The 26,048-nt window shown below is 67.9% G+C and carries 27 protein-coding genes; 20 read left to right on the top strand and 7 right to left on the bottom strand.

The genetic code is table 11. The features are described from left to right. Positions 1-135 precede the first annotated feature (135 nt). The 4 genes from yajC (at position 136) to AC0GNO_RS16685 (ending at position 5,903) form a co-directional block, all read left to right on the top strand. Entirely contained in the window at positions 136-456 is a 321-nt protein-coding gene (gene yajC, locus AC0GNO_RS16700) for a preprotein translocase subunit YajC (RefSeq protein ID WP_472904772.1), read from the top strand. Positions 457-581: 125 nt separating this feature from the next. Beyond that, complete coding sequence (secD, locus tag AC0GNO_RS16695; RefSeq protein ID WP_472904771.1) at positions 582-2,462, top strand: protein translocase subunit SecD; 1,881 nt, start codon at positions 582-584, stop codon at positions 2,460-2,462. A 24-nt stretch (positions 2,463-2,486) separates the two neighbouring features. After that, on the top strand, positions 2,487-3,443 hold the full coding sequence (gene secF, locus AC0GNO_RS16690) for a protein translocase subunit SecF (RefSeq protein WP_472904770.1): 957 nt from the start codon (positions 2,487-2,489) through the stop codon (positions 3,441-3,443). Positions 3,444-3,515: 72 nt separating this feature from the next. Beyond that, entirely contained in the window at positions 3,516-5,903 is a 2,388-nt protein-coding gene (locus AC0GNO_RS16685; RefSeq protein ID WP_472904769.1) for a DUF1631 family protein, read from the top strand. A 45-nt stretch (positions 5,904-5,948) separates the two neighbouring features. Here AC0GNO_RS16685 and dprA read toward each other — a convergent pair whose 3' ends face one another. Continuing rightward, positions 5,949-7,043, bottom strand: coding sequence for a DNA-processing protein DprA (gene dprA / locus AC0GNO_RS16680; protein ID WP_472904768.1), 1,095 nt, complete (start codon positions 7,041-7,043; stop codon positions 5,949-5,951). Between the two features lie 6 nt (positions 7,044-7,049). Continuing rightward, positions 7,050-8,306, bottom strand: a complete 1,257-nt coding sequence (locus tag AC0GNO_RS16675) for a LysM peptidoglycan-binding domain-containing protein (RefSeq protein WP_472904767.1) — start codon at positions 8,304-8,306, stop codon at positions 7,050-7,052. A gap of 267 nt (positions 8,307-8,573) precedes the next feature. Here AC0GNO_RS16675 and def point away from each other — a divergent pair, with 267 nt between their 5' ends. From def to AC0GNO_RS16630, 9 genes are all read left to right on the top strand, one after another. Next, positions 8,574-9,095 carry a peptide deformylase gene (gene def, locus AC0GNO_RS16670; protein ID WP_472904766.1) on the top strand — a complete coding sequence of 174 codons (522 nt, stop codon included), beginning with the start codon at positions 8,574-8,576 and terminating at the stop codon, positions 9,093-9,095. After that, positions 9,092-9,592 carry a hypothetical protein gene (locus tag AC0GNO_RS16665; RefSeq protein WP_472904765.1) on the top strand — a complete coding sequence of 167 codons (501 nt, stop codon included), beginning with the start codon at positions 9,092-9,094 and terminating at the stop codon, positions 9,590-9,592. Before def ends, AC0GNO_RS16665 begins: the two co-directional genes overlap by 4 nt. A gap of 52 nt (positions 9,593-9,644) precedes the next feature. Further along, on the top strand, positions 9,645-10,628 hold the full coding sequence (fmt, locus tag AC0GNO_RS16660) for a methionyl-tRNA formyltransferase (protein ID WP_472904764.1): 984 nt from the start codon (positions 9,645-9,647) through the stop codon (positions 10,626-10,628). Then, positions 10,628-11,371: an AzlC family ABC transporter permease gene (locus AC0GNO_RS16655; protein WP_472904763.1), complete on the top strand. Its 744-nt coding sequence runs from the start codon at positions 10,628-10,630 to the stop codon at positions 11,369-11,371. Before fmt ends, AC0GNO_RS16655 begins: the two co-directional genes overlap by 1 nt. Then, positions 11,364-11,699, top strand: coding sequence for an AzlD domain-containing protein (locus AC0GNO_RS16650; RefSeq protein ID WP_305361797.1), 336 nt, complete (start codon positions 11,364-11,366; stop codon positions 11,697-11,699). The genes AC0GNO_RS16655 and AC0GNO_RS16650 overlap by 8 nt, the downstream gene beginning before the upstream one ends. Before the next feature lie 121 nt (positions 11,700-11,820). Continuing rightward, positions 11,821-12,624, top strand: a complete 804-nt coding sequence (locus AC0GNO_RS16645; RefSeq protein ID WP_472904762.1) for a glycosyltransferase family 2 protein — start codon at positions 11,821-11,823, stop codon at positions 12,622-12,624. Beyond that, a complete protein-coding gene (locus AC0GNO_RS16640) occupies positions 12,614-13,411 on the top strand; it encodes a TVP38/TMEM64 family protein (protein WP_472904761.1) in 798 nt (265 codons plus the stop codon). Before AC0GNO_RS16645 ends, AC0GNO_RS16640 begins: the two co-directional genes overlap by 11 nt. Beyond that, on the top strand, positions 13,401-15,173 hold the full coding sequence (locus tag AC0GNO_RS16635; RefSeq protein WP_472904760.1) for an ArnT family glycosyltransferase: 1,773 nt from the start codon (positions 13,401-13,403) through the stop codon (positions 15,171-15,173). The genes AC0GNO_RS16640 and AC0GNO_RS16635 overlap by 11 nt, the downstream gene beginning before the upstream one ends. Then, positions 15,170-16,177 (top strand): SDR family NAD(P)-dependent oxidoreductase, encoded by a 1,008-nt coding sequence (locus tag AC0GNO_RS16630; protein ID WP_472904759.1) that lies wholly within the window; start codon positions 15,170-15,172, stop codon positions 16,175-16,177. The genes AC0GNO_RS16635 and AC0GNO_RS16630 overlap by 4 nt, the downstream gene beginning before the upstream one ends. Here the strand turns inward: AC0GNO_RS16630 and AC0GNO_RS16625 are convergent. Then, positions 16,159-16,905 carry a phosphatase PAP2 family protein gene (locus tag AC0GNO_RS16625; RefSeq protein ID WP_472904758.1) on the bottom strand — a complete coding sequence of 249 codons (747 nt, stop codon included), beginning with the start codon at positions 16,903-16,905 and terminating at the stop codon, positions 16,159-16,161. The genes AC0GNO_RS16630 and AC0GNO_RS16625 overlap by 19 nt on opposite strands. Positions 16,906-17,000: 95 nt before the next feature. Between AC0GNO_RS16625 and AC0GNO_RS16620 the strand changes: the two genes are divergently transcribed. From AC0GNO_RS16620 to AC0GNO_RS16610, 3 genes are all read left to right on the top strand, one after another. Continuing rightward, on the top strand, positions 17,001-17,732 hold the full coding sequence (locus AC0GNO_RS16620; protein ID WP_472904757.1) for a response regulator: 732 nt from the start codon (positions 17,001-17,003) through the stop codon (positions 17,730-17,732). Further along, complete coding sequence (locus AC0GNO_RS16615; protein WP_472904756.1) at positions 17,729-19,084, top strand: sensor histidine kinase; 1,356 nt, start codon at positions 17,729-17,731, stop codon at positions 19,082-19,084. The genes AC0GNO_RS16620 and AC0GNO_RS16615 overlap by 4 nt, the downstream gene beginning before the upstream one ends. Before the next feature lie 100 nt (positions 19,085-19,184). Then, positions 19,185-20,918 (top strand): phosphoethanolamine transferase, encoded by a 1,734-nt coding sequence (locus AC0GNO_RS16610; RefSeq protein WP_472904755.1) that lies wholly within the window; start codon positions 19,185-19,187, stop codon positions 20,916-20,918. Here the strand turns inward: AC0GNO_RS16610 and AC0GNO_RS16605 are convergent. The 3 genes from AC0GNO_RS16605 to AC0GNO_RS16595 are packed head-to-tail and all read right to left on the bottom strand — an operon-like array spanning position 20,896 to position 23,416. Next, a complete protein-coding gene (locus tag AC0GNO_RS16605) occupies positions 20,896-22,293 on the bottom strand; it encodes a sensor histidine kinase (RefSeq protein ID WP_472904754.1) in 1,398 nt (465 codons plus the stop codon). The two genes, AC0GNO_RS16610 and AC0GNO_RS16605, sit on opposite strands and share 23 nt — an antisense overlap. A 60-nt stretch (positions 22,294-22,353) precedes the next feature. Continuing rightward, entirely contained in the window at positions 22,354-23,028 is a 675-nt protein-coding gene (locus AC0GNO_RS16600; RefSeq protein ID WP_472904753.1) for a response regulator transcription factor, read from the bottom strand. Between the two features lie 10 nt (positions 23,029-23,038). Then, a complete protein-coding gene (locus AC0GNO_RS16595; protein ID WP_472904752.1) occupies positions 23,039-23,416 on the bottom strand; it encodes a PepSY domain-containing protein in 378 nt (125 codons plus the stop codon). A gap of 121 nt (positions 23,417-23,537) precedes the next feature. Here AC0GNO_RS16595 and AC0GNO_RS16590 point away from each other — a divergent pair, with 121 nt between their 5' ends. Genes AC0GNO_RS16590 through AC0GNO_RS16575 form a run of 4 tightly spaced genes read left to right on the top strand, consistent with a single transcriptional unit; the run spans position 23,538 to position 25,506 of the window. Beyond that, positions 23,538-23,957: a DUF1924 domain-containing protein gene (locus tag AC0GNO_RS16590; protein ID WP_472904751.1), complete on the top strand. Its 420-nt coding sequence runs from the start codon at positions 23,538-23,540 to the stop codon at positions 23,955-23,957. A gap of 26 nt (positions 23,958-23,983) precedes the next feature. Next, positions 23,984-24,496, top strand: a complete 513-nt coding sequence (locus tag AC0GNO_RS16585; protein ID WP_472904750.1) for a diheme cytochrome c — start codon at positions 23,984-23,986, stop codon at positions 24,494-24,496. 16 nt (positions 24,497-24,512) lie between these two features. Further along, positions 24,513-25,289 (top strand): cytochrome b/b6 domain-containing protein, encoded by a 777-nt coding sequence (locus AC0GNO_RS16580; RefSeq protein WP_472904749.1) that lies wholly within the window; start codon positions 24,513-24,515, stop codon positions 25,287-25,289. 52 nt (positions 25,290-25,341) lie between these two features. Continuing rightward, complete coding sequence (locus tag AC0GNO_RS16575; RefSeq protein ID WP_472904748.1) at positions 25,342-25,506, top strand: rubredoxin; 165 nt, start codon at positions 25,342-25,344, stop codon at positions 25,504-25,506. 24 nt (positions 25,507-25,530) lie between these two features. Here the strand turns inward: AC0GNO_RS16575 and AC0GNO_RS16570 are convergent, their stop codons facing one another. Continuing rightward, entirely contained in the window at positions 25,531-25,890 is a 360-nt protein-coding gene (locus AC0GNO_RS16570; protein ID WP_472904747.1) for a PepSY domain-containing protein, read from the bottom strand. Positions 25,891-26,048: the final 158 nt, after the last annotated feature.

Here is a 26,048-nt window from a genome sequence, read left to right as displayed (position 1 = left end):
GGCCTCTTGTGGCGGCCGCACCGGCCTGCGGGGGGCCGCATACAATCAAAGGCTGATTCCGGATCGCCCGGGTGACCTGTGCGCAGGCTGCCCGGGCATTGGCGTTTTTTGAACTGATTTTTGTTGGAGACCTCTGTGTTCATTTCTTCTGCTTACGCCCAGGCCGCCGCTGGCGGTGATACCCAGTCCACGATCATGGGCCTGCTGCCCCTGGTGCTGATGTTTGTGGTGCTCTATTTCGTGATGATCCGCCCGCAGATGAAGCGCCAGAAAGAGCACAAGGCCATGGTCGAAGCGCTGGCCAAGGGCGATGAAGTCGTGACCGCCGGTGGTTTCCTGGGCAAGGTGTCCAGAATCGGCGAAATCTACATCGGTGTGGAACTCGCCAGCGGCGTGGAAGTCCAGATGCAGCGCTCTGCCGTGACGCAGGTGCTGCCCAAGGGCACGATCAAGTAACACCCCCGCGCCGGGCCACTGCGTGGTCCGTCACCCCCTCAAGGGGGCAGTGCCTGCAGCCCGGCAAAGCCGGTTCTGCGGCACTCTGGTTTGAAGACATCTCTGCGCCGAAGGGCCTGTTTCTCATGAATAGATACCCGCTCTGGAAGTACCTGATCATCGCGGTGGCGCTGGTGATCGGGGCTCTGTATGCCCTGCCCAACCTGTTTGGCGAGTCGCCCGCGGTGCAGGTGTCGGCCGCCCGGACCGCGGTGAAGGTGGATCTCTCCACCGTCACGCGGGTGGAGCAGGCGCTGAGCGCGCAGGGACTGGTGGCTTCGACGGTGCAGTTCGAGGGCACGTCGGTGCGGGCGCGGTTTGAAGACACCGACACCCAGCTGAAGGCGCGTGACGCCATCGAGCGCGCGCTCAACCCGGATCCGGCCGACCCGAGCCACGTGGTGGCCCTGAGCCTGCTGCCGCGCACCCCTTCGTGGCTGGCGGCGCTGGGCGCTTCGCCCATGTACCTGGGCCTGGACCTGCGTGGCGGCGTGCACTTCATGCTGCAGGTGGACATGCCGGCGGCGCTGCAGCGCCGCGCGGATGTGTTCGCGGGCGATCTGCGCACCGCGCTGCGCGAGAAGAACGTGCGCCACGGCGGCGTGAACCGCAACGGGGTGGACATCGAAGTGCGCGCGCGCGATGCCGCCACGCTGGAAGCGGTGCGTGCCGTGATCCAGGACCAGTTCCCGGACCTGGTGTCCAGCGACACGCCCGACGGCAGCGGGTTCCGGCTGCTGGCCACGATCAAGCCGGAAGCGGCGCGCGCGGTGCAGGACCAGGCACTCAAGCAGAACATCACCACGCTGCACAACCGCATCAACGAGCTGGGCGTGGCCGAGCCGGTGATCCAGCAGCAGGGCGCGGACCGCATCGTGGTGCAGCTGCCCGGCGTGCAGGACACGGCCAAGGCCAAGGACATCCTGGGCCGCACCGCGACGCTGGAGATGCGCCTGGTGGACGAGAGCGCCGAAGGGCGCGCCGCCGCCGACGGCACGGGGCCGGTGCCGTTCGGCGCCGACCGCTTCCCGATGCGTGACGGGCGCCCGGCGATCGTCAAGAAGCAGGTGCTGGCCACGGGCGAGAACCTGACCGATGCGCAGGCGGGCTTTGACTCGCAGCAGCAGGAACCGAGCGTGACGCTCTACATGGACGCCAAGGGCGGGCGCGTCATGCGCGACGTCAGCCGCGAGAACATCGGCAAGGGCATGGCGATCATCCTGTTCGAAAAGGGCAAGGGCGAGGCGATTTCCGTGGCCACCATCCGCGGTGAACTGGGCAACCGCTTCCAGATATCGGGCAGCATGAACATCGTCGAGGCCAACGACCTGGCGCTGCTGCTGCGCGCGGGTTCGCTGGCCGCCCCGATGGAGATCATCGAGGAGCGCACCATCGGTCCGAGCCTGGGCGCCGACAACATCGCCAAGGGCTTCAACAGCGTGATGTGGGGCTTTGCGGTGATCGTGGCCTTCATGTGCGCCTACTACATGCTGTTCGGCGTGTTCTCCAGCCTGGCGCTGGGTTTCAACCTGGTGTTGCTGGTGGCTGTGCTGTCGATGCTGCAGGCGACGCTGACGCTGCCCGGCATTGCCGCCATGGCGCTGGCGCTGGGCATGGCGATCGACTCCAACGTGCTGATCAACGAGCGCGTGCGCGAAGAGTTGCGCAATGGGGCTTCGCCGCAGTCGGCCATCAACGCGGGCTACGAACACGCCTGGGGCACGATCCTAGACTCCAACGTCACGACCCTGATTGCGGGTGTGGCGCTGCTGATTTTCGGCTCGGGCCCGGTGCGCGGGTTTGCGGTGGTGCACTGCATCGGCATCCTGACCAGCATGTTCTCGTCGGTGGTGTTTTCCCGCGGACTGGTCAACCTCTGGTATGGCCGTCAGAAGAAGCTCAAGACCGTGTCGATCGGCACCGTGTGGCGGGCCGGCGGCAAGGCACCCGCGATCAAGGCCGACTGAGCGGCACACCTTCAAGGAACCAGCATGGAGTTTTTCCGCATCCAGAAGGACATCCCGTTCATGAAGCACGCCATCGTGCTGAACGCGATTTCCGCCATCACTTTCGTCGCCGCGGTCGCGTTCCTCGTGCTCCGCGGACTCAACCTGTCGGTGGAGTTCACGGGCGGCACGGTCATGGAGGTGGCCTACGAGCAGCCGGCCGACCTGGCCGCCGTGCGCCAGGTGGTCGAGTCCCTGGGCTACGCCGATGTGCCGGTGCAGAACTTCGGCACGTCGCGCGATGTGTTGCTGCGCCTGCCGGTGCTGGCGGGCAAGAGCTCGGGCGAGCAGAGCGAGGCTGCACTGGCCGCGCTCAAGGCGCAGAACCCCGCGGTGGAGCTGCGCCGTTCCGAGTTTGTGGGCCCGCAGGTGGGCCAGGAGCTGGTGGAGGACGGCCTCAAGGCGCTGGCGCTGGTGATCGTCGGCATCATGATCTATCTGGCGGTGCGCTTCGAGTGGAAATACGCCGTCTCGGCCATCATCGCCAACCTGCACGACGTGGTCATCATCCTGGGCTTCTTCGCCTTCTTCCAGTGGGAGTTTTCGCTCGCCGTGCTGGCGGCGGTGCTGGCGGTGCTGGGTTATTCGGTCAACGAATCCGTGGTGATTTTTGACCGCATCCGCGAGAGTTTCCGCCGCCACCGCAAGAAGACGACGCCGCAGATCATCGACCACGCGATCACCTCCACGATCAGCCGGACCATCATCACCCACGGTTCGACCCAGATCATGGTGCTGTCGATGTTGCTGTTTGGCGGTCCGACGCTGTACTACTTCGCGCTGGCCCTGACCATCGGCATCCTGTTCGGCATCTATTCGTCGGTGTTTGTGGCCGCGGCCATCGCCATGTGGCTGGGCATCAAGCGCGAAGACCTGATCAAGCCGGGCAACAAGGCATCCGAGGTCGATCCCGGCGACCCCAACGGGGGGGCCGTGGTCTAAGCACAAACACCCGGACTCAGACCACCTGTTCGTCGAAAGCTCTGAGTCCATTCGTGTCATACTGAAACCATCGTGTCCCTACCTGATCAGCACGTCTCCTCTCTGGCCAAGCAGGCGCGTGAACTCTTTGTGGTTCATGTGGGGCGTGCGCTTCCCGAAGTGGTCAAGGCCTGTGACACACGGCTGGCCACCATCCTCGATCAGGCCGGTCCGGCGCGCGAGATGCAGGAGCGCCGCGACGCCTGGCTGGCGTTCCAGAAAAACCAGACCACCTGGCTGAACCAGTCCCGCAAGGCTCTGCAGCGCACCCTGCTGCCGCAAGCGGCTTCAGACAGCCTGGCCAGGAACGAGCCGGGGCGGCTGGAGTTGATGGCCGAAGGCGCCATGGACGACCAGATCCTCGCTTCGCGACTGGCGATGCGTGTGTTGGACCAGGCTTCCACCGAACTCAACGAACTGCGCCTGCGCATCCAGCACCTGGAAAAGCGCCAGGAGCTGCCGCGCGGTGACGTGCTGTTGCCCGACGTCGTGACCCGCATCCTGGTGGACCAGTGGCTGGATGCGCAGATGACCCGCGAGGGCTGGTTGCTGGTGCAGGACGCCCTGGCGCCGATGTTGGCCAAGCGAATGCACGAGGCCTACCAGGCGGCCAACGAACTCCTGGTCTCCAGTGGGGTGATGGAAAAGATCGACCTGCAGGCACTGGTCAGGCGCGCACCCGGGAGCCGTTCGAACGCGCCGGCCGGAGGCGATGCGGCTGCGCAGGTTGCGGATGGCGAAAGCCGTGGCGGTGCGACCGACCCATACGGTCCCGGGTCGGGTGCGGCACCGGCTTCGGGTGGCGTTCAGGGCAGCCCGGGCAGCAGGGACGCACAGGCACAGCGCAGCGGCATGTCCTCCTCGGCCATGGGTGTGCACGAAGAAACCCGCATGATGACCAGCACTTCGCCGCTGGCCAGGGCCCGCATGCGGGCTCAGGGCGTGGTCGGTCGTCTCAAGCGCATGCTGATCGACCGCGTGGGTGGTGATTTTGAAGCGACGCAGTTGCTGCCACCCTCTCCCCACCTGGTGCAGGCGATGCAGCGCCTTGCCCCCGTGGTCAGTGTCGACGCCGGCTTGCCGCAGACCGGCAGCACCGGTTCGGGCGCGGTGTATGCGGACGCCTCCCATGTCGAGCGTGCGGCCACGGCCCTGCGCCAGCGCACCGTTGAACTCAAGCAGGCCGCCGAGACGCCCACCGAAAGGGCCACCATCGAGGTGGTGGCTCTGATGTTCCAGAGCATCCTGGCCGAGGAGCGCATTCCGGCCACCGTGCGGGTCTGGTTTGCCCGTTTGCAGATCCCGGTGCTGCGGGTGGCGCTGGCCGAACCCGAGTTTTTCAGTGCCCTGCAACACCCGGCGCGTCGCCTGATCGATCGCATGGGTTCCTGTGTCATGGGCTTCGAGTCCAATGTCACCTCGACCGCGCTGGAGATGGAAATCAAACGCGTGGTGCAGGTGATCGAACAGTACCCGGAAACCGGACGCCGGGTGTTCCAGCTGGTGTTCGACGAGTTCCAGAAGTTCCTGTCCACCTACCTCAGCGAACAGGGCAGCGCCAGCCGGTTCGTCTCGGTGGCCCAGCAGGTGGAGCAGAAGGAAACGCTGTCGGTGCAATACACCATCGAGCTGCGCAAGCTGCTCGACGACCTGCCGGTGCGCGACGAGGTGCGCCAGTTTCTGTTCAAGGTCTGGGTCGAGGTGCTGGCGGTGGCCAGTGTCAAGTTTGGGCTCAAGCACGAAGAAACCACGTCGCTCAAGCGGGTCGCCTCCGATCTGTTGTGGGCAGCGAGTGCCAAACCCAACCGCAACGACCGGGCCCGGGTGATCCAGCAACTGCCCAGCATCCTGCAACGCCTGCGCCAGGGCATGGGCTTGCTCGGCTACCCGGCCGGCCTCCAGGACCAGCACATCAAGTCGGTCAGCGACACCCTGGCCGATGCGTTCATGTCGCGCACGGAGCCGATCTCGCAGGAAAGCCTGGACAAGCTCTCCGAGCGCCTGGCCAACCTGGAAGACTTCCTGCCGGAAAGCGGTACGGGCGATCTGGACCTGGACAACGAGAGCATCGAGATGATCACTGGCGTGGACTCCAGCAACATCGAGGTGATCAGGCACGGTGGCAGTCAGCCCAACGAGGCGATGCGGGCCTGGGCGGTGGAGCTGCAGATCGGCTCGTGGTTCGGTCTGGACCACAATGGCAAGCTCAACAGCGTGCAACTGGCCTGGCGCAGCGACCGTGGCCAGCTCTACATGTTTGTGACCAACAGCGGGCGCTGTTTCCTCGTGCAGGCCAGTCGCGTGGCGGCCTATCTGCAGGCGGGCTTGCTGGTGCCGAGCGAAGACGAGGCGCTGACCGTGCGCGCCACGCGCGATGCGCTCGCCAAGCTGGACGCGAACCCCGAACGGCTGTTGAGCTGATCGTTCTGGCTTGAAGGCAGCTCGCTCGGGAGGCCGTTGCGGGTGTCAGCTCTGGCCTGTTCGCTGAAACAGGCCACCCGGAAGCCGCCCCACCCAGCCGTCCAGTTCCAGCTCCAGCAAGCGTGCCTGCAGCGTCGCGGTGTCGAGTCCGGTGCGCGCCTGCAGGGCGTCCAGGCTCACCGGGTCGTGGCCCAGGGCGTCGAGCAGGTCGTCGGCGGGTGGCTCCGTGGGGGAACCTTCCTCCGGAACCGCCGGTGTACCCATTCGAAGGTCTTCCAGGATGTCCTGGGCCGATTCGACCAGTTTGGCGCCTTGGCGGATGAGTGCATGGCAACCGCGCGACTGGGGTGCATGGATGGAGCCGGGAATGGCAAACACCTCGCGGCCCTGTTCCGCGGCCATGCGGGCGGTGATGAGCGAGCCGGACTGCAGCGCTGCTTCGACCACCAGGGTGCCCTGGGACAGGCCGGCAATGATGCGGTTGCGCTGTGGGAAGTTGGCGGGCAACGGGGATGTGCCGAGTGGGAATTCGCTGACGATGGCCCCGTGTTCGGCTATGCGGTGCGCGAGGTTGAGGTGCTGCCTGGGATAAACGCGGTCCAGTCCGGTGCCCACCACGGCGATGGTCCTGGCACCCGCCGCCAGGGCGCCTTCATGGGCCGCGCCATCGACCCCGAGCGCCAGACCCGACACGATGCACAAGCCGGCCTGACCCAGGGCCTGGGCGAACTGGTGGGCGTTGGCGGCGCCCTGGTGGGTGGGGTTGCGGCTGCCGACGATGGCGAGTTTGCGCGGGTGGCTCAGAGCCTGCAGATCCCCCAGCACGTACAGCAGCAGGGGCGGGTCGGCCATCTGCAGGAGTTCGGGCGGGAAGCGTGCGTCGCCCAGACTCAGCAGGTGGTGACGGTCGGATTCGGCCAGCCAGCTTTGCAGGCGCTCCAGCGCCGGTTCCAGTTCGTCAGGGATCTGCTGCAGGGCCTGAGCGGTGCGGGCGCCGACCACCGTCTGCAGCGCCGCCGGGCTTTGCGCGAAAACGGCCTCTGGCAGGCCAAACGCGGCGAGCAGCTTGCGCGCCGTCTCGTTCCCGACACCGGGAGTCAGCAGCAGCCTCAGCCAGGCGGCCAGCTCGTCTCTGGCCATGGGGTGTCAGGGGTTGACGAAGCGGTCGCCCACCTTGACCCCATCGTTGATCTGCAGGACCAGCGCGTAGGACACTTTGTCGAAGGTGCGGAACACCATCATCAGGCCGTTGCGTTCGCCGGGCAGTCGCAGCATGGGGCGGCTCTCGTCGGTCTTGTCGGCCACCAGGTTGGTGTCGCGCAGCAGGGCCAGCACATGGCCGTTTTCCATGCCGTGCTCCCGGCCGCGGTTGATGGCCACGACCTGGTTCTGGGACGCAAACGTCACCGCGTTGCCGTAGACCGAGACGATCTGCCCCGCCTGGGTGCTGCCAGGGGCACGAGGGACGTAGTTGCTGAACTCGCGCGGCGGCTCGGGCAGCAGGCGGTCGCCCACGCGCATTTCTTCTTTGGCCTGCACGATGTCGATGGTGGCGGGCACCAGTTCCGTCGCCGGGGCTGCGGAGGTGTTGGCCGTTGGCACCGGCTGGACGGCGACGCGGCCTTCTTCGCGGACGAGATAGGCCTTGCCCACGTATTGCGCCTCGTAGGCCAGCACCTCGCCGGTGCCGGGATCCTTGAGTGGCACCGCGTTGCGGAAGACGCGGAAGTGGCGCGGTTTGCCGGCGGCCAGGCTCAGGGATGCGCCGTCGGTGCTGCTGCCATAGCTGCCACGGGCGTAGGCCCGGTCGCCCAGGCTGAGCAGCACGCGGTTTTCAGGGGTGGCGACGATGCGCGGCGCGCGCGCGAAGGTGGCTTCGTCCACGATCAGGGGTTCGGCCAGGAAAGCTTCGATGTCCTGCATCGAGATGGGCGGAATGGCTGAGTCGGACAGGCTCTCGGAGCGGATGCGGGGCGAGACACGCACGGTGGCGGGTTCGCCACTGCCCGGCCGGCGGGTGCTCAGGCGGGCGCGGCCATTGGATTTGTCGAGGTACAGCACCTGGCCGGGGTAGATGCGGTGCGGGTTCTTGATTTCGTCGAGGTTCATGCCCCAGAGCTCGGGCCAGCGCCACGGGCTCCTGAGGAAGATGCCGGAGATGCGCCACAGCGTGTCACCGCGCACAACGGTGTAGCTGTCGGGCGCATTGGGGGCCAGTTCCGACAGGGCAACACCCGTCTCGGCGACCTGGTTGGCCGTGGCCCGCTGCCCGGCGGTGATGGGAAAGTTCTGGGCCCAGACGCTGTTGCTGACCAGCGCGGCAAAAAGGACAGCCGCTCCAGCCAGCGGATACAGGCGATGCGGCGAACGGAGTTGGGCGGTCTGGCAGGTGTTCAATGGCATGTGTGGGCCCCTGGGGCAGACGCCATCGCCTCGGAAGTCCGCAAGGGTCGGGACCGGGGTGAGACGGCGCTTTTTATCTTGACAAGTCGCATTTGATTTTGCGCCCAAGCCCTTGATTAGGCAATGTTTATGGCGTCTGGGTGCGGCGGGTGCGTTCAAAAGTGGCGAAAATAACGACAAACCCGTCACCGGGCCACCGCACCACCCCGGCGTTGCCGGGGCGACGTGGATGCGGAACACCTGTTTCATTTTTGACTCTATCGCGCCATGAACGCTCCCGAGCTGCTCAACATCCTGCGTTATCCCGATCCGCGCCTGAACACCGTTGCCCGGCCGGTGGCGGCGGTGGACGAGCGCATCCACCAGCTGATCGCGCGCATGTTCGCCACCATGTACGACGCCAGCGGCATCGGCCTGGCCGCCACGCAGGTGGATGTGCACGAGCGGCTGATCGTGATCGATGTGAGTGAAACCCGCGATCAGCCGCTGGTGCTGATCAATCCCGTGATCGAGTGGTCCAGCCCCGAAACCCGCAAGGGCGAAGAAGGCTGCCTGTCCGTGCCCGGCATCTATGACGGCGTGGAACGCTCGATCGCCGTGCGCGTGCGCGCGCTCGACGGGAGCGGCGTGGAGCGCACGCTGGAGGCGGAAGACATGCTCGCGGTCTGCATCCAGCACGAGATGGACCACCTGATGGGCCGGGTGTTCGTGGAATACCTCTCGCCACTCAAGCGCAACCGCATCAAGGGCAAGTTGCTCAAGGCGCAACGCGAAACGGAGCGGGCATGAACCTCGCATCGGGCATGCGTGACCGGCTGCTGGCGCAGGCCTCCGGGCTGGCGTTGCTGGCCGGCTGCGCGGGCATGCCCGAATCCGTGCCCCCGGGCAGTACCCGGGCACAGATCGAAGAGCGGCTCGGGCGACCGACGGCGGAATACCGCTTGCCCGACGGCACGCGTCTGCAGTACTCCCGCCAGCCGGAGGGCGCGCAGGTGTACAACCTGGACCTGGGGCCGGACGGCCGTTTGCGCAGCCTGGAGCAGGTCATGGATGTCGCCTGGCTGGCGCGCATCGAGATCGGACGCTGGAACCGCGAAGATCTGCTGCTGCACCTGGGCCGACCGGCCCTTGTGGAACAGGTGGCGCGGTTTGATGGCGACATCTGGACCTACCGCGTCATCGATCACGTCTGGCGACGCCGGGTGCACATCCACCTGGACCGGGCCGGTGTGGTGCAGCAGGTGATGTACACCGACGAACCGATGCCCGACGACCGAACGCCCTGAGCGTGGGTCCGCGGTGCCCGATGTCGGTGCCCGGGCCTTTATCCTTCTTCGCATGAAAATCATCTTTGCCGGTACGCCGGAGTTTGCCCGCGTGGCGCTGGAACGGCTGCTCGCGGCCGGTTTTGAGATTCCGCTGGTGCTGAGCCAGCCGGACCGCCCGGCGGGGCGCGGCATGAAGTTGCAGGCATCGCCGGTCAAGCAGTGCGCGCTGGCGCATGGCCTGGCGGTGGCACAGCCGCGCAGTTTGCGCCTGGATGGCAAGTACCCCGAAGACGCGGCTGCCGCGAGGCAGGCGATCGAAGCGGCGAACGCCGATGCGATGGTGGTGGCCGCCTACGGCCTGATCCTGCCGCAGTGGGTGCTGGACGCGCCGCGACTGGGCTGTTTCAACATCCACGCTTCGCTGCTGCCGCGCTGGCGCGGCGCGGCACCGATCCACCGCGCCATCGAGGCCGGCGATCCGCACACCGGGGTGACCATCATGCAGATGGACGCCGGGCTCGACACCGGCGACATGCTGCTGGTCGAGCGCCTGCCCATCGCGGCCGATGACAGCACCGGCAGCCTGCACGACCGCTTGGCCGTGCTGGGCGGGCGCCTGATGGTCGAAGCGCTGGAGCTCGCGGCCTGTGGCGGACTGCGTCCGGTGCCGCAGCCGGTCGACGGTGTGACCTACGCCCACAAGATCGAGAAGGCCGAGGCGGCGATCAACTGGGCCCTGCCCGCGGCCACCATCGAGCGTCGCGTGCGCGCGTTCAACCCGTTTCCGGGTGCGGGCACGGCCCTGGCGGGTGAGGCGATCAAGGTCTGGCGCGCGCACGCCGAACCGGACAACCCTGTTGCCGCCAACGCCGGCCAGGTGCTGAGCGCCGATCCCCATGGCATCCGGATCGCGACGGGCGACGGCGTGCTGGTGCTGGACGAACTGCAACGCGCGGGCGGCAAGCGCCTGCCCGCGGCCGATTTCCTGCGCGGGTTTGCGCTGACACCCGGGCAGGTGCTGGACGCCCCGGCCGGGGAAAGCGCCGCGGCCTGATGTTCTACCAGCGCGAACACCGCCAGCGGGCGGAATTCTGGGAAGGCGTGCGCGACCAGGGCACGGTGGCCATGGGCATCGGCGCCTGGGGCCTGATGACCGGTGTGGCCATGGTCAAGTCGGGGCTGTCGGTGCTCGAAGCGTTGCTGATGACGCTGATCGTCTACGCCGGCAGCGCCCAGCTGGCCTCGGTGCCCATGATCGCTGCCGGCGCGCCGCTGTGGGTGATCCTGGCGGCGGCTTTCTGCGTCAACCTGCGTTTTGTCGTGTTCTCGGCGCACCTGCGGCCTTACCTGATGCACCTGCCGCGCTGGCAGCGGCTGGCCAGCGGCTACGTGACCGGCGACCTGAGCTACGTGTTTTTCGCGCGCCGCTTTCCCAGGCCCGGCCAGTCGCCCGACGAACTGGCGCGTCAGCAGGCTTACCTGATGGGCAATTGCGCGGTGAACTACATCGCCTGGATGCTGGCCAGCGTGGCCGGCATCGTGCTGGCCAACGCCATCCCCACGCAATGGGGGCTGGGGTTCGCCGGCATCCTGGCCCTGCTGGGCGTGCTCAGCTCGCTGGCGTCTTCGCCGCTGCGCATCGTCTCGGCCACCGTGGCCGGGGCGGCCGCCGTGGTCGCCTGGACGCTGCCGCTCAGGCTCAACATCCTGGTCGCCATCGCCTGCGCGGTGGCGATCTGCCTGGTCCTGGAGAAGGCACTGCCGCAGGGCCCTGCCCAGGGAGCGCCCCATGTTTGATCTTGATCCCTGGACCCTGCTCACCATCCTGGCGCTGGGCTGCATCACGGTCATCACGCGCGGTTTCTTTTTTCTGTCGGACAAGCCCTGGACGCTGCCGCACTGGGCCCAGCGTGGCCTGCAATATGCGCCGATCGCCGCGCTGGCCGCCGTGGTGGTGCCCGAGATCGTGATGGTGCAGGGCGAGCTGGTGCGCACCTGGCAGGACGCGCGCCTGTTCGCCGCCGCCGCCGGGGGCGCCTGGTTCTACTGGCGCCGCGGGGTGCTGGGCACCATCGTGGCCGGCATGCTGGTGTACCTGCCGCTGCGCATCGGACTGGGGTGGTGAGGGACCGCGGCGCTGGCTTAAGGCCAGCTTAAGCAAGGTGCGTCAAAATAAGGTGCAGCTCTTTTTGCCACTGGCGGCCTTGTTGGTGCTGCGACGCCGTGTTGCGATTTTGTGAATGTTGATGAAACCCATGACAGACCCCAGGCCAACCGCTGCCTCCCCCCCATCGCCCGGCGAGGCCGCACCCCTGGTGTCGGTGCTGATTCCCGCGAAGGACGAGGCCGGCAACATCGGTGCCCTGGTCGACGAAATCGTGAACGCCTTGCAGCCGACTTGCGGCTTTGAAATCGTGCTGGTGGACGATGGCAGCAGCGATGGCACCGACCAGCAGTTCCTTCAGCGCTGCCAGGCCCGCGGTGCGCGCGCCCAGCTGCTGCGCCACGAACGCAGCTGCGGGCAGAGCACCGCGATGTGGACCGCTTCGCGCCACGCCCGCGGGCGCTACCTGGTCACCATCGACGGCGACGGGCAGAACGACCCGGCCGACATCCCGGCCCTGGTGCGCCAGGCGCAGGCGCTGGAAGCGGGTGGCGAACATTTCTGCATCGCGGGCTTTCGTCACCAGCGCAAGGACACCGAGTGGAAGAAGCTCCAGTCGAAGATCGCCAACGCCGTGCGCCGCCAGATCCTCGACGACGGCGTGCCCGACACGGGATGTGGACTGAAGCTGATCCCGCGCAGCACCTGGGCCTTGTTGCCCTATTTTGATCACATGCACCGCTACATCCCGGCCCTGGTGCGTCGCGCGGGTGGCCGCATCGCCGTGGTGCCGGTGAACCACCGCCACCGCACGGCCGGGGTGTCCAAATACACCGCCTGGAACCGGGTGTGGGTGGGCATCGTCGACCTGTTTGGCGTGCGCTGGCTGGTCCAGCGCAGCAAGCAGCCGGTGCTGGAACGGGTGGAAACCGTCGGTGAAATCTAGCGCCAAACTGCTCGTCAAGCCGCTGGGGCTGACGGCTGTGCTGACGCTGGCCTTTGTCTCCCTGCATTTCGGCTGGTGGGGCTCCTTCACCGAAGAAGACCTGCTGCGCCAGCTGTTCCAGCAACACTGGGCCGTCGCCTGGCCGGCGTTCGCCCTGGGGGGCATCCTCTACACGGCCGTGGGCGGCCCGCGCCAGGTGCTGGCCTTCAGCTGTGGCTACCTCATGGGTGGTTTTGTGGGTGGGGCGGTCAGTGCCCTGCTCACCGGATTCGGGGCGCTGCTGACCATGGCCGTGGTGCGTCAGATGGGGATGCACTGGATGCGCCAGCGTCACGGTGACCGGATCGAGTTCTTGCGTCGGGTGCTGGCCGAAGACACCTGGCTGTGGATCTGCATCGTCCGGCTCATGCCGGTGGGCAGCAATCTGGCGACCAACGTGGCCGCCGCGCTCGCCGGCCTGAGCCGCCGCGGCGTGTTCCTGGGCAGCCTGCTGGGTTACCTGCCGCAGTCGTTGCTGTTCAGTTACGCCGGCCGTGGCGTGGCGCTGCAGGACAGCTCGAAGATCTGGATGAGTTTTGCCCTGCTGGTGGGCTCCAGCGTGCTGGCCTGGTACCTCTACCACCATGGTTTCAAGCAGCGGATGCAGCAGTTCAAAGCCACCCCTGTGCCGCCTGCGGCGTCACCCCCTCCAGGGGGCGCAGCCAGCGGCCCGGCAACGCCGGTTCCGCGGCTGCCTCGGGAAGCGGGTGCAACGGACCTGATGGAGCGAAACACCCATGACTTCTGACGCCACCGTGCGCCGCCAGACGCTGTTCTGGCTGGTGGCCATGGCCCTCGTGCTGCTGGCCGGCATCGGCCTGCGGTACCCCTGGCCGGCCGACGAGCCGCGGTTTGCGCAGATCGCGCGCGAGATGGTGGAGAGCGGCCAGTGGCTGTTCCCGACCCGCGGCGGCGAGTACTACCCCGACAAGCCACCCGTGTTCATGTGGCTGAGCGCGCTGTTTTTCCAGCTCGTCGGTGACCTCAGGCTGTCGTTCCTGTTGCCCAGCGCGCTGGCCTCGATGGGCACGCTCTGGCTGGTGCACGACCTCGGGCGCCGCTTGTGGAATCCGCAGACGGCGCTGTTCGCCGTGCTGGTGCTGGCCTTCACGCCGCAGTTCCTGTTGCAGGGCAAGGCGGCCCAGATTGACGCATTGGTCACGTTCTGGATCACGCTGGGCTGCTACGGCCTGCTGCGCCATTTCCTGACCGGTCCGCACTGGCGCTGGTATTTCGTGAGCTGGGTGGCCATGGGCCTGGGCATCATGACCAAGGGCGTGGGTTTCCTGCCGCTGCTGATGCTGCTGCCGCTGGGCCTGTGGAGCCATGCTCCCCCCTGCGCCGCTCCGCGTCTTCCCCCCGAAGGGGGGACCGCACCTGCGGCCCGGCAAAGCCGGTTCCGTGGTGCGTGCTGGAGCTGGCGTCTGCTGCTCGGTGTGCCGGTGATGCTGGCGGTGATCGCGCTCTGGCTGGGGCCGATGCTCTGGCAGGTGCACAGCGTTGGCACCGACACGATGCTGGCCTACCGCAACGACCTGCTGTTCCGACAGACCGGTGAGCGCTTCGTCAATGCCTGGCACCACGTCAAACCCTGGCACTACTTCTTCACCCAGGCGATCCCGGTGGTGTGGTTCCCCTTGCCGATCATCATGCTGGTGCTGATCAGGCCCCTGGTGGCGCTGCTGCGCCAGGATGCCAAGCTGCGGGTGCTGCTGGCCTGGGTGGGGCTGGTGCTGCTGTTTTTCTCGCTCAGCTCGGGCAAGCGCGAGGTCTACATCTTCCCCGCGCTGCCCATGTTGTCGCTGGTGGTGGCGGTGCTGTGGGCGAACGGCCGGGAGCTCCCGCTGGCGAAGAAGCTGGACGGGTTTTTCCGCTGGTTGATGCCGGGCATCGCCGCCTTGCTGACCGGTCTGGGTTTGATGATGTGGCTGGCACCCGAGCGCTTGCCCGGCAAGCTGCAGGACTACACCGACATCGTGAGCGCTGTCGCCGTGCCCCTCACGGGGCTTGGCGTGACCCTGATCGTCGTGCTCTTGTGGCTGCGCCGCTCCGACCTGTTTGTCCGTCTGGCCGCTGCCAGCCTGGTGGGCTGGCTGTTCGTCGCGCTGCTGGTCTGGCCGAGGGTGGACCCTCACCGCACGCCCCGCAACATGATGCTGCAGGTTGAGCAGCGTCTGCCGCCCGGCGCCGAACTCGGACTGATCTATTTCAAGGAACAGTTCCTGCTGTTCAGCCAGCGCCCGCTGACCCATTTCAGCTACCTGGCACCGCTGTTGCAGCAGGAGCAGAACGCCTGGATCTGGATGCGTGAGGCCCCGGGGCGCCACCTGCTGGTGCCCAACGGCGCTGAACTGGGCTGTTTCGATGGGGCGCGTGCGGTGTCGCTGGGCGAGGCGCACAGGCGCGAATGGATGCTCCTGGGTCCCGATGCGGTGCGGCCGTCCTGTGGGTCTCCGGCCCGTATCCAGCGTTTCCACTACCAACCTGTCACGAGCGGGGTATTGCCATGAGCGAATTGTCTGTTGCGCCCGGCCGGAAAATCCTGGTCACCGGCGCCGCCGGCTTCATCGGTTTCCACCTGTGCCAGCGCCTGCTCGACCAGGGTTTTGAGGTCGAGGGCCTGGACAACCTGAACGCCTATTACGAGCCCGCGCTCAAGCAGGCCCGCCTGCAGCAGTTGCTGGCCCGGCCCGGCTTCGTGTTCCACCGCCTGGATCTGGCCGACCGCGATGCGATGGCGCGTCTGTTTGCCGAAACCCGCTATGAGGTTGTCTTGCACCTGGCGGCCCAGGCCGGCGTGCGCCATTCCGTCGACCACCCCATGGCCTACCTGGACAGCAACCTGGCCGGCATGCTGACGGTGCTGGAAGGGTGTCGTCACAGCGGTGTGCGGCACCTGGTCTATGCCTCGTCCAGCTCCATCTATGGTGCGGCGCGCCAGATGCCGCTGCGCGAGGACATGGTCACCGACCAGCCGATCTCGCTCTACGCCGCGAGCAAGAAGGCCAACGAACTCATGGCCTACAGCTACAGCCACCTCTACGGCATCCCGGCCACGGGGCTGCGCCTGTTCACCGTGTACGGCCCCTGGGGGCGACCGGACATGGCGATCTTCAAGTTCGTGCGCGCCGTGCTCGCGGGCCAGCCGATCGATGTGTACAACAACGGCCAGATGCGCCGCGACTTCACCTATGTGGACGACGTGGTGAACGCTGTGCTCAAGGTCATGGCCGTGCCACCGGTGGCCACGGCAGACGCGCCCGCCCACCGGGTGCTCAACGTGGGCAACAACGGACCGGTGAGCCTGATGGACTTCATCGGCTGCATCGAAAAGGCCACGGGCATCGAGGCCATCAAGCACTTCATGCCGATGCAGCAGGGCGACGTGCCGGAGACCTGGGCCGACACCACGGCGCTGGAAAAGGGTTTCGGCATCCGCCCGAACACCGATCTGCAGATCGGTGTGCAGCGCTTCGTGGACTGGTACCGCGGTTATTACGGCGACGCCGCCTGAGTTGCCTGTCCGGCGAGCCAGGGCCGAACCCCCAGCCACCCGGCCAGGCTGACACTGGCGCAGGTCAGCAGCGTCCACAGCGTGTGGCTGGGCGGGTGCGCGCCGCGCAGGGTCTGCGCCGCACCGGCAAGAGCGCCCGCGAACAGGAGCACCAGCAGCCAGCGCCAGCCGGTCGCGGCCTCGCGGTCGACCCCTCGGGGCGGCAGCAGCCAGGGCAGGCACAGGGGCAGAAAGGCCAGGGCGCTGGACGCGTGACCGCCGGGGAAGCAGCGGCCAGGACCGCCGTCCGTGTCCAGGAAGTTCCAGTGCGACACGTAGGGTGCGCGGCCGCCGAAGGATTGCAGCTCCCAGGGACAGCTGGTGAGGCTGTTGTACTTCACCAGATTCACCGCCAGCAGCGACAGCGCCACCAGCACCACCACGGCGAGGCGCTCGCGCCGGTCAATGGCCGGGCCGGGCCAGGTCTGTGGCCACAGCACCCACAGCCCGAGCAGCAGGTAGAAGCCCAGGGCGAGCTGCCGCAGGCCATCGTGCAACACCTGTTCCAGCAGCCAGTGGTGGCGCCAGGGAAACCCCTCGGGCGTTCCGATGGCCTGCAGCACGGGCAGGTCCAGGCCCGAGAAGTCCCACAGCAGGGTCAGCACCAGCACCGCCAGCAGGCCGCTCAGCAGGTGGGTGCCGGGAGTCGAAGGGGACAGCAGGGAACGGGCAGCGGGACGGATGTGCATGGGGCCGCATCGTGCGCGGCGCACTTTAAGAGCCGCTTAAGCGCGGTCCGGATAATGGAAGCCTTTTGTCACCGGGTCCCTGGCCCGCCCCTGAAATGCGCGCACTTGTGGTGGAAGACGATCCCGGCATCGCCAGCGGTCTGAGCGATTCGCTGCGCCAGGCGGGTTACGCGGTGGACGTGTGTTCGACGCTCGATACCGCCTGGACGGCCCTGGCGGTGGAGCCCTTTGACGTGTTGCTGCTCGACCTGGGCCTGCCCGATGGCGACGGGCTGGACCTGCTGGCGCGCCTGCGCCGCCTCGGTGAGCGCAACCGGGCCCACGAAGCGCTGCCGCGCAGCGACATGCCGGTGCTGATCATGACCGCGCGCGATGGCGTGAGCGACCGCATCAGCGGCCTGGACAGCGGGGCCGACGACTACATCGTCAAGCCGTTCGACGCCAACGAACTGCTCGCCCGGCTGCGCGCCATGCTGCGGCGGGCGAGCGGGCGCAGCAAGCCGTTGATCGAACATGGCGATCTGGTGCTCGACCCGGCCGCGCGCACCGTCGAGCTGGCCGGTCAGCCCGTGGCGCTGGGCGGGCGCGAGTTTGCGCTGCTGCTGACCCTGCTGCAGGCGCGGCCCCAGGTGCTGTCCAAGGCCCGGCTCGAATCGGCGCTGTACGGTTTTGGCGAAGCGCTCGACAGCAACGCGATCGAGGTGCACGTGCACCACCTGCGCCGCAAGCTGGGTGAGTCGCTCATCAAGACCGTGCGTGGCGTGGGCTACTTCATTCCCCGCGAAGTGGCACCCACCGCCGCGCCGAATCGGGCGGACCCCGCATGAACCCGGTGGCCGCTTTCCCATCGCGGCAGCCCGTGTTGCGCCGCTACATCCTGAGCTGGACGCTCGGCGCGCTGCTGCTGGTGTGGCTGACCCTGATCGCCGTGGCCTGGTCCACCGGGTTCCGCGAGGCGCGCAAGTTTTCGGACGGCCAGCTGGTGGCGGTGGCCAAGCTGTGGATCGAAGCCTCGCCCACCGGGGCCAGCCAGAACGTGGTGCCGGCGTCGGCCGGCCTCGAACACGAGTACCTGCAGGACGTCGCGGTGCTGGCCTGGGAGGATGGCCGCCTCGTCGCCGACACCCACCGCGTCGCGCCGGGACTGGACATCACGGACCTGCCCCCGCGGGGGTTCCGCACCCTGACGCTGCAGACCGAACACGGCCTGGGTGACTGGCGCAGCTTCGGCGTGCGCCTGAACATGGACGGGCGCGAGCGCCGCGTGCTGGCGCTGATGGACATGAAGAAGCGTGGCGAGCTCGGCAAAGACATCGCCGAACACGTGGCGCAACCCGCGATCCTGATCCTGCCGCTGGTGGCCCTGCTGCTGTGGTGGACCATCCGGCGCGGTTTGCGCCCGCTGGACCAGCTCTCCAGCGAGGTGGCCGCGCTCGACGGGTTCGCCGGTCAGCGGCTGGACACCCGGCACCGTTTTCGCGAATTCACCAGCACGGTCTCGGCCATCAACACGCTGGTCGATACCTTGCAAAAGCAGGCGCAGCGCGAGCGCGAATTCGCTTCCGACGTGGCGCACGAGCTGCGCACGCCGCTGGCGGTCATTGCGCTGCAGGCCCGGGCTGCGCAGGCGGACGCCTCGCCCGAACGCCTGGACCGGCTGGAGCGCGAGGCCCTGCGTGCCGGCCGCATCCTGTCGCAGCTGCTGGACCTGGCGCGCGCGCAGCGCACCGGCAACGGGGGTCCGTCCAACCTGCTGGAGGCGCAGGACGTCGAGCTTGGCGAGCTCGCGGCGCGTCTGATTTCGAACCATGCGCAGCTGGCGTACGAGACGGGTCACGAGCTGTCCCTGCAGCAGCCCGAGCAGCCGGTGCGCGTGTCGGCCCAGCCCATGTTGCTGGAGCTGGCCCTGCGCAACCTGATCGAAAACGCCCTGCGCCACACACCCGAAGGCACCCAGGTGTCGGTCGAAATCTGGCGCTCATCCGACGGATTCGGTGTGTCCGTTTCCGACGACGGTCAACGCGCGGGCTCGGGTGCCGTCACCGCAGCGTCCGAGCCCGGCCTCGGTCTGGGCCTGCGCCTGGTGGGGCGCATCGCCGAACAGATGGGCGCCACGCTGGAGCGCGACGCGGGCGAGCCGCCCATGAGCACGCGGTTCAATCTGCGCTGGGCACGCTGAGAACCCTGGTTTCTTGGTGGAACAGGTCGGCATAAGGCTGGCTTAACCCAGGCTGCCTACGCTGGCGGGGCCAGTGTGTGCTGGCGCATCGAATGTGACCATGCAGGCCAGCTTGTCCCCGGCGTTGTCCGCCCCACCCACGCGGGCGCCCGCCACCTTCACCGCCAACACGGCCCGTTCCCCGGGCCAGACCGTCTGGCTGCTCGCGCTGTGGCTGGCCGTTCCGGGCAATCTGCCGCTGTGGCAGCGCATGCTGTCCGGCGGCGAGGTCCGCTGGACGGCGTTCATGGGCCTGGGTCTGATGATCGTGGGTGGCACGGTGGCCCTGCTGTCGCTGCTGGCGTGGCCGCGCCTGCTGCGACCGGCCGCGTCCCTGCTGGTGGTGATGGCGGCGCTGAACAGCCACTACATGTGGCAGTACGGTGTCGTGATCGACAGCACCATGCTGGCCAATGCCTTGCACACCGATGCGCGCGAGGTGCGCGACCTGCTGTCGTGGTCGCTGGCGGGCAGCCTGCTGCTGGTGGCGGCACCGGCGCTGGGGTGGTTGTGGCACCGGCCGGTGGCGATGGGCCACGCGGCTTCGCGGCTGCTGCCCAACGGCCTGGGCGTGGTGGCGGGCCTGGTGTTGGCGGTGGGCGCGGCGCTGCTGAGCTACCAGGACCTCGCCTCGCTGATGCGCAACCAGAAGACGCTGCGCTTCATGATCAATCCCCTCAACACGGTGTACGCCGCGGGCAAACTGGCCGCGCAGCAGTTGCCCGCGCAGGCGCGCACCCTGACGCCGGTCGGTGAAGACGCGGTGCTCGGCGCGAGCTATACGAACCAGGCGCGGCCACCGCTGTTGCTGCTGGTGCTGGGCGAGACGGCGCGCGCCGACCACTTCGCGCTCGATGGCTACGCCCGTGACACCACGCCCACGCTGGCGCGCTGGCAGCAGCAGGGTGATCTGGTGAACTTCAGCCAGGTGCGTTCCTGCGGCACCAACACCCAGGTGTCGGTGCCTTGCGTGTTCTCGCCCCTGACGCGGGCCCAGGGCGGTGACGAAACCGCGCGCCACGAAAACCTGCTGGATGTGCTGCAGCGGGCCGGTCTGGCGGTGCTCTGGCTGGACAACCAGGCGGGCTGCAAGGGCGTCTGTGACCGGGTCCCCCATGCGAGCACGCGCGAGCTGGCCGTGCCGGGCTTCTGTGCTGACGGTGAGTGTTTTGACGCGGTCATGCTGCAGGACCTCGATGCGCGCATCGCCGCCCTCGACCCGCAACGCCGCGCGCGCGGCGTGGTGCTCGTCATGCACCAGATGGGCAGCCACGGCCCGGCGTATCACAGGCGCACGCCGCCCGGGCACAAGCGCTTTGAGCCCGAATGCACCAGCGCCACGCTCTCGGACTGCACCCCCGAAGCGCTCGCCAACGCCTACGACAACACCATCGCCTACACCGACCAGTTCCTGGGCCAGACGCTGGACTGGCTGCAGCGCCAGGCCGGGCAGGGGCGGCACGACACCGGGTTGCTCTATCTGTCAGACCACGGCGAATCGCTGGGCGAAAACGGGCTCTACCTGCACGGCCTGCCCTACGCGCTGGCGCCCGAGCAGCAAACCCATGTGCCCATGGTGGCCTGGTTGTCGCCCGGCTTGCAGCAGCGCAGCGGTGTGTCGGTGGACTGCCTGCGCCAGCGCTCGGGCGAGGCCCTGTCCCACGACAACGTGTTCCATTCGGTGCTGGGGCTGATGGACGTGCGCACCTCGGCGTACCAGCGCCCGCTCGATGCGCTGGCGCCCTGCGCCAGGCCGCGTGTGCAGGCCGCGGTCAGTCCGCGGCCGGCAGGCTGAGGGCGACCCCCAGACCGCCCAGGCTGGCCGTGTCCAGGCGGACGTCGCCGCCGTAGAGCCGGGCCAGATCGGTCACGATGGCCAGGCCCAGCCCCGACCCGGGCACGCTTTGATCCAGCCGCGCGCCCCGCGCGAGCACGGCGGCGCGGGCCTGGTCGTCGATGCCCGGACCATCGTCCTCGACGCGCAGGCACAGCCGGCCGGCTTCGCTGGAGGCGCTGACCACCACCGTGTGGCGCGCCCATTTGCAGGCGTTGTCGATCAGGTTGCCCAGCATCTCCTGCAAGTCCTGTTCTTCGCCCGCAAAGGCCAGCGTGTCGGGCAGACCGGTGGCGTCGATACCGATGTGACGTTCGGCGTGCACCCGCTGCATCACCCGCACCAGCCCGAGCACCACCGGGGCCACGGCGGTGCGTTGGCCGGGCAGGCGCTCGGCCGCGGCTGCGCGCGCGTGGGCGAGGTGCCAGTCGATGTGGCGTTGTGCGCTCGCCACCTGCTCCTGCACCAGCCGCGCAAGATCCGGCGCTGCGCCCGGTGGCGGTGTCTGCGCGGCGGCCTGCTGCAGGACCGCCAGCGGGGTCTTGAGGGCGTGGGCCAGGTTGCCCGCCTGGGTGCGCGCGCGCGCCACCACCTCGGCGTTGCGGTCCAGCACGCCGTTGAAGTCGTCGATGAGGGGCTGCACCTCACTGGGAAAACGGCCCTGCAACCGGGCGGAGCGGCCTTCGCGCACCTGCACCAGGGCCTGCTGCAGGCCCCGCAGCGGCGACAGACCCACCGCGACCTGGGTCACCGCGGCCAAGGCCAGCAGCGCACCCAGCACCAGCAGCGAAATGGAGAGCACACCGGTGAAGCGGTCCACCGCTTCCAGCGCCTGCCGGGTTTCGGCCGCCACGATCAGGCGCCAGCGCACGCCAGGCTGTTCGCCCAGCGCCACGGTGCGTTCCAGCATCAGCACGGCCGCGCCCTGCGGACCGCTGCCTTCGTGCACGTGCACGGCGCCGTTCGCCAGCGCATCCGCGCTCAGCGGCAGGGTGGTGTCCCAGAGCGAGCGCGAACGCAGCACGCCGCTGCGGATGGCGCCATCGCCGCCCACCTGGTCGAGCTGCCAGTACAGGCCGGAATAGGGTGTCTGCCAGCGCGGGTCGGAGAGCTGTCGCGGATCGATCACGGGCTTCCCGCTGGCGTCCATTTCCAGTTGCGTGGTCAGCTGGTCGAGCTGCAGGGTCAGCGCCGCTTCGAACTGGCGCATGACGTGTTCGCGAAACAGCCCGCTGAGCCACACACCGGCCAGCAGCAGCGCCAGCGCGAGCGCGGCGAGCGTGGCGGCCAGCAGGCGAAAACGCAGCGAGGAGGCCCAGCGGCCGAGCGTGATCATGGGTTGCTGAGCTTAAGGCAACGCCGCAACCCCGGGCATCGTGTGCGGCATGGCGCCGGCTCAGCCCGTGCTGGCCTGCGGCTGCACCAATCGGTAGCCCAGGCCGCGCACGGTTTCGATCAGTTCGGGCGGCAGCTTCTTGCGCAGCCGGCCGACGAACACCTCGATGGTGTTGGAGTCGCGGTCGAAGTCCTGTGCGTAGATGTGTTCGGTGAGTTCGGTGCGCGAGACCACCGAGCCCGGGCGGTGCATGAGGTAGTCGAGCACCTTGTACTCGTGGCTGGTCAGGGCGACCGGCTGACCCGCGAGCGTGACGCGGCCGCTGCGCGTGTCCAGCGCCAGCGCGCCGCACTGCAGCACCGGCGAGGCCAGGCCGCTGGCGCGGCGGATCAGCGCGCGCAGGCGCGCCAGCAGTTCTTCGGTGTGGAAGGGTTTGGTCAGGTAGTCGTCGGCGCCGGCATCGATGCCCGCCACTTTCTCGCTCCAGTTGTCGCGTGCGGTCAGGATCAGCACCGGCAGGGTGCGGCCGGCATCGCGCCAACGCTTGAGCACCGACAGGCCGTCGAGCACCGGCAGGCCGAGGTCGAGCACCACCGCGTCAAACGCCCCGGTATCGCCCAGATGGTGCGCGTCGCGGCCGTTGTGTGCCTCGTCCACCGCGTAACCGGCGGCTTCGAGCGCGCTGCGCAACTGGGCGCGCAGGGTGGGTTCGTCTTCGACCAGGAGGATGCGCATGCGGGCTCTTTCAGCGTCCAGTGTCTTTGCGGTTGCGGAGGTGATCGTCGCGGTTCTTGCGGCGCAACACCTCGCCGGTCTTCGCGTCCAGTTCGAGCTTGATCCGTTGACCACCGGCCTGCAGCAGTTTGATCTCATAGAGCCAGCGGCCGTTGTCGTCCTCCAGCTCCACTTCCAGCACCTGGCCCGGGTGCTCCCGTTCCAGCCGCTCCAGCACCGATCGCAGCGGCAGCACCTGCCCGGCCTGCACGGCCTGCAGGGCGCGCACGTGGTCGTCGTCACGCGACCAGGCGGGGGTCGTGCCCGGTCCACCCAGCAGCAGCGCCATGGCCACCAGCAGGGTCCGCAGCGGCGCAGGGGCGTATCCGGGGCATGTCAGCACATTCATGGGGCCATTGTCGGGCGGCATTCCTTAACGCCAGATGAACGACCGCTTCAGCCGGCGTTCAAGCGGGGTTTCGCACACTGCATCCAGCCCCTCCTGTTCATCCTTCTTGAAAGGCACCATCATGTTGCTTGACCGTTCTTCCCGGGTGTCCGCCGGCCTGCTCGCCGCGGCACTGGCCAGCACCTTGTGGTCGGCCAGCGTCCACGCCGCCGACACCACGCCCGCCGCACAGCTCCAGCACTGGAGCGCCCAGGCCGGCTCGCCCGGCAACGCCGCCAAAGGCCAGACCTTCTTCAACACGAAACACGGTGGCGAGTGGTCGTGTGCCTCGTGCCACGGCACACCGCCGACCACGCAAGGCAAACACGCCAACACCGGCAAGCTGATCGCGCCTTTGGCGCCGGGTTTCAACCCCAAGGCGTTCACCGACACGGCGAAAGTCGACAAGTGGTTCAAGCGCAACTGCAACGACGTGCTCAGCCGCGCATGCAGCGCGAACGAAAAGGCCGACGTGCTGGCCTACCTGAACAGCCTGAAGTGAACGACCTCGAGATCCAGGAGCGATCCATGAACACCCCCTCCACCCGATCCCTGCTCGTGGCCCTCGGCCTGGGCGTCGCCGCACTGTCCGCCGCGCAGGCCGACAGCGGGCGCATGATGCCGCGCAACATGCCCCAGGCCTACATGGCCGAGTGCGCGGCCTGCCACACCGCGTACGCGCCTGGCCTGCTGCCCGCCCGCTCGTGGCAACGCATCATGGCCGGCCTGGACAAACACTACGGCACCGACGCTTCGCTGGATGACGCCACGGTCAAGCAGCTCAGCGCCTGGCTGCAGGCGAACGCGGGCACCTACAAGCGCGTGGTCGAGGAACCGCCTGAGGACCGCCTCACGCGCTCGGCCTGGTTCGAGCGCAAGCACCGCGAGGTCCCCACCCCGGTCTGGAAACACGCCAGCGTCAAGAGCGCGGCCAACTGCGCGGCCTGCCACCCCGGTGCCGACCGTGGCGACTTCGATGACGACAGCCTCCGGCTGCCGGCGGGCGTGAGCCTGGGCCAGCGCTGGTTCTGGAAAGACTGAACCCGGAAGAACCACCATGCAAGCCACCACCCCCATGCCTTCCTCTGCTGCCGCAGGCGCGTCCCAGGCGCGACCAGCCGCTCGCCGTCGTGTCACCGATGCGCCCACGCGCATGTTTCACTGGCTGTTCGCCCTGTGTTTTCTGGGCGCCTACCTGACGGCCGATGGCGAAAGCTGGCGCATGCTGCACGTCACGCTCGGGTATTCCATGGCCGGACTGCTGGGCTTTCGCGTGCTGTATGGCCTGGTCGGCCCGCGCCAGGCGGGCCTGGGCCTGATGTGGCGCAAGCTGGGCAGCGCGCCAGCGTGGCTCCGGTCGCTGCGCACGGCCCCATCCATCGCCGCCGTCAACTGGCGCCAGGGGCAGAACCTGCTCATGGCGCTGGCGGTGGTGGCCTTGCTCGTGCTGGTGGTGCCGCTCACCTTGAGCGGTTATGCGACCTTCAACGAATGGGGTGTGTTCCCCGGCGAAGACTGGCTGGGCGAAATGCACGAATTTCTGGGCGAAGCCTTTCTCTTTGTGGTGCTGGCCCATCTGGCCCTGATCCTGGGGCTGAGCCTGCTGCGCCGCAAGAACCTGGCATCGCCCATGTTGACCGGCAGCGTGGAAGGCCCGGGTCCGGGCCTGGTGCAGAAGAACCGCGCCTGGCTGGCCGCCCTGCTGCTGCTCGCGGTGCTGGCCTACGGCGCCTGGGAATGGCAGCAGTCGCCCAACGGACTGGTGTCGGCCAAGGCCCTGAGCAGCCTCATGTCGGGCAACGGCGGCGGGCGCGATCACGGTGATGACGATTGACTGTCCTGAGCCCGGGTCTTATTTGACGAACTGAATTCTGAAAGCAACCACCATGAAGCAATATCTCTGCGTCGTCTGCGGATGGCTGTACGACGAAGCCGCTGGCTGGCCTGAAGAAGGCTTCCCGCCGGGCACACGCTGGGCCGACGTGCCCGATGACTGGCGCTGCCCCGAATGCGGCGTGGGCAAGGCCGACTTCGTGCTGTGCGAGGCGTGAGCCTCGCCAGCCTGGCGGGCGGACTCAGCGCGGTTTCGCTGCCTTCGGTGGCGGCACACGGGTCATGCGAATCGTCTCGCCCGTGACCGGATGCTGGTAGGCCTCCACGATGCCACCGCCGTGTTCGATGGCGTAGAACTCGTGGCAGTTGCCCCGCGACACCTTGAACTTCACCAGCAGGTAGGCCGACGCCTTGAAACGCTCGCGTGCCTGCGCCTCGGACAGCCATTGGCTGCGTGGCAGATCGGTGCAGACCACCTTTTCGCCCGGGGTGCTGGCCAGTGCCGATCCGCTGGACCCGATCAGGAGCGCAAGGCACAGGGCAGCGAACGCAGGCGAGCCGATGAGGGCGTGTGGGAGGCGAGGCGGGGTGCTGGGTGACATGGGCGCTTGAGAGGCAGTGGTTGATGGAGATCCCTATGGATCGGGCCACCAGATACTGGCGCCCCAACATTTACGCATCCTTAAACAGCCGCCGCGGGGGCCAACGCCGGTCTGGCGGCTTCAGGTGCCGACAGCGCATTCCCTACAATTTGCGCTGT

This window comes from Hydrogenophaga sp. L310 (assembly GCF_055703065.1).
Note: the sequence above shows the minus strand (reverse complement) of the source record. Positions and strands in the feature narration are given on the sequence as shown.

Excerpts from the sequence above, each read along its gene's own strand:
- AC0GNO_RS16610 (WP_472904755.1), top strand. The coding sequence starts at position 19,185 with ATGCAGGCCAGCTTGTCCCCGGCGTTGTCCGCCCCACCCACGCGGGCG.
- AC0GNO_RS16625 (WP_472904758.1), bottom strand. The coding sequence starts at position 16,905 with ATGCACATCCGTCCCGCTGCCCGTTCCCTGCTGTCCCCTTCGACTCCC.
- secF (WP_472904770.1), top strand. The coding sequence starts at position 2,487 with ATGGAGTTTTTCCGCATCCAGAAGGACATCCCGTTCATGAAGCACGCC.
- AC0GNO_RS16575 (WP_472904748.1), top strand. The coding sequence starts at position 25,342 with ATGAAGCAATATCTCTGCGTCGTCTGCGGATGGCTGTACGACGAAGCC.
- AC0GNO_RS16665 (WP_472904765.1), top strand. The coding sequence starts at position 9,092 with ATGAACCTCGCATCGGGCATGCGTGACCGGCTGCTGGCGCAGGCCTCC.
- secD (WP_472904771.1), top strand. The coding sequence starts at position 582 with ATGAATAGATACCCGCTCTGGAAGTACCTGATCATCGCGGTGGCGCTG.
- AC0GNO_RS16605 (WP_472904754.1), bottom strand. The coding sequence starts at position 22,293 with ATGATCACGCTCGGCCGCTGGGCCTCCTCGCTGCGTTTTCGCCTGCTG.
- AC0GNO_RS16590 (WP_472904751.1), top strand. The coding sequence starts at position 23,538 with ATGTTGCTTGACCGTTCTTCCCGGGTGTCCGCCGGCCTGCTCGCCGCG.
- AC0GNO_RS16585 (WP_472904750.1), top strand. The coding sequence starts at position 23,984 with ATGAACACCCCCTCCACCCGATCCCTGCTCGTGGCCCTCGGCCTGGGC.
- AC0GNO_RS16655 (WP_472904763.1), top strand. The coding sequence starts at position 10,628 with ATGTTCTACCAGCGCGAACACCGCCAGCGGGCGGAATTCTGGGAAGGC.
- AC0GNO_RS16595 (WP_472904752.1), bottom strand. The coding sequence starts at position 23,416 with ATGAATGTGCTGACATGCCCCGGATACGCCCCTGCGCCGCTGCGGACC.
- dprA (WP_472904768.1), bottom strand. The coding sequence starts at position 7,043 with ATGGCCAGAGACGAGCTGGCCGCCTGGCTGAGGCTGCTGCTGACTCCC.
- AC0GNO_RS16600 (WP_472904753.1), bottom strand. The coding sequence starts at position 23,028 with ATGCGCATCCTCCTGGTCGAAGACGAACCCACCCTGCGCGCCCAGTTG.
- AC0GNO_RS16630 (WP_472904759.1), top strand. The coding sequence starts at position 15,170 with ATGAGCGAATTGTCTGTTGCGCCCGGCCGGAAAATCCTGGTCACCGGC.
- AC0GNO_RS16645 (WP_472904762.1), top strand. The coding sequence starts at position 11,821 with ATGAAACCCATGACAGACCCCAGGCCAACCGCTGCCTCCCCCCCATCG.
- AC0GNO_RS16580 (WP_472904749.1), top strand. The coding sequence starts at position 24,513 with ATGCAAGCCACCACCCCCATGCCTTCCTCTGCTGCCGCAGGCGCGTCC.
- def (WP_472904766.1), top strand. The coding sequence starts at position 8,574 with ATGAACGCTCCCGAGCTGCTCAACATCCTGCGTTATCCCGATCCGCGC.
- AC0GNO_RS16615 (WP_472904756.1), top strand. The coding sequence starts at position 17,729 with ATGAACCCGGTGGCCGCTTTCCCATCGCGGCAGCCCGTGTTGCGCCGC.
- AC0GNO_RS16635 (WP_472904760.1), top strand. The coding sequence starts at position 13,401 with ATGACTTCTGACGCCACCGTGCGCCGCCAGACGCTGTTCTGGCTGGTG.
- AC0GNO_RS16675 (WP_472904767.1), bottom strand. The coding sequence starts at position 8,306 with ATGCCATTGAACACCTGCCAGACCGCCCAACTCCGTTCGCCGCATCGC.
- AC0GNO_RS16620 (WP_472904757.1), top strand. The coding sequence starts at position 17,001 with ATGCGCGCACTTGTGGTGGAAGACGATCCCGGCATCGCCAGCGGTCTG.
- fmt (WP_472904764.1), top strand. The coding sequence starts at position 9,645 with ATGAAAATCATCTTTGCCGGTACGCCGGAGTTTGCCCGCGTGGCGCTG.
- AC0GNO_RS16570 (WP_472904747.1), bottom strand. The coding sequence starts at position 25,890 with ATGTCACCCAGCACCCCGCCTCGCCTCCCACACGCCCTCATCGGCTCG.
- AC0GNO_RS16650 (WP_305361797.1), top strand. The coding sequence starts at position 11,364 with ATGTTTGATCTTGATCCCTGGACCCTGCTCACCATCCTGGCGCTGGGC.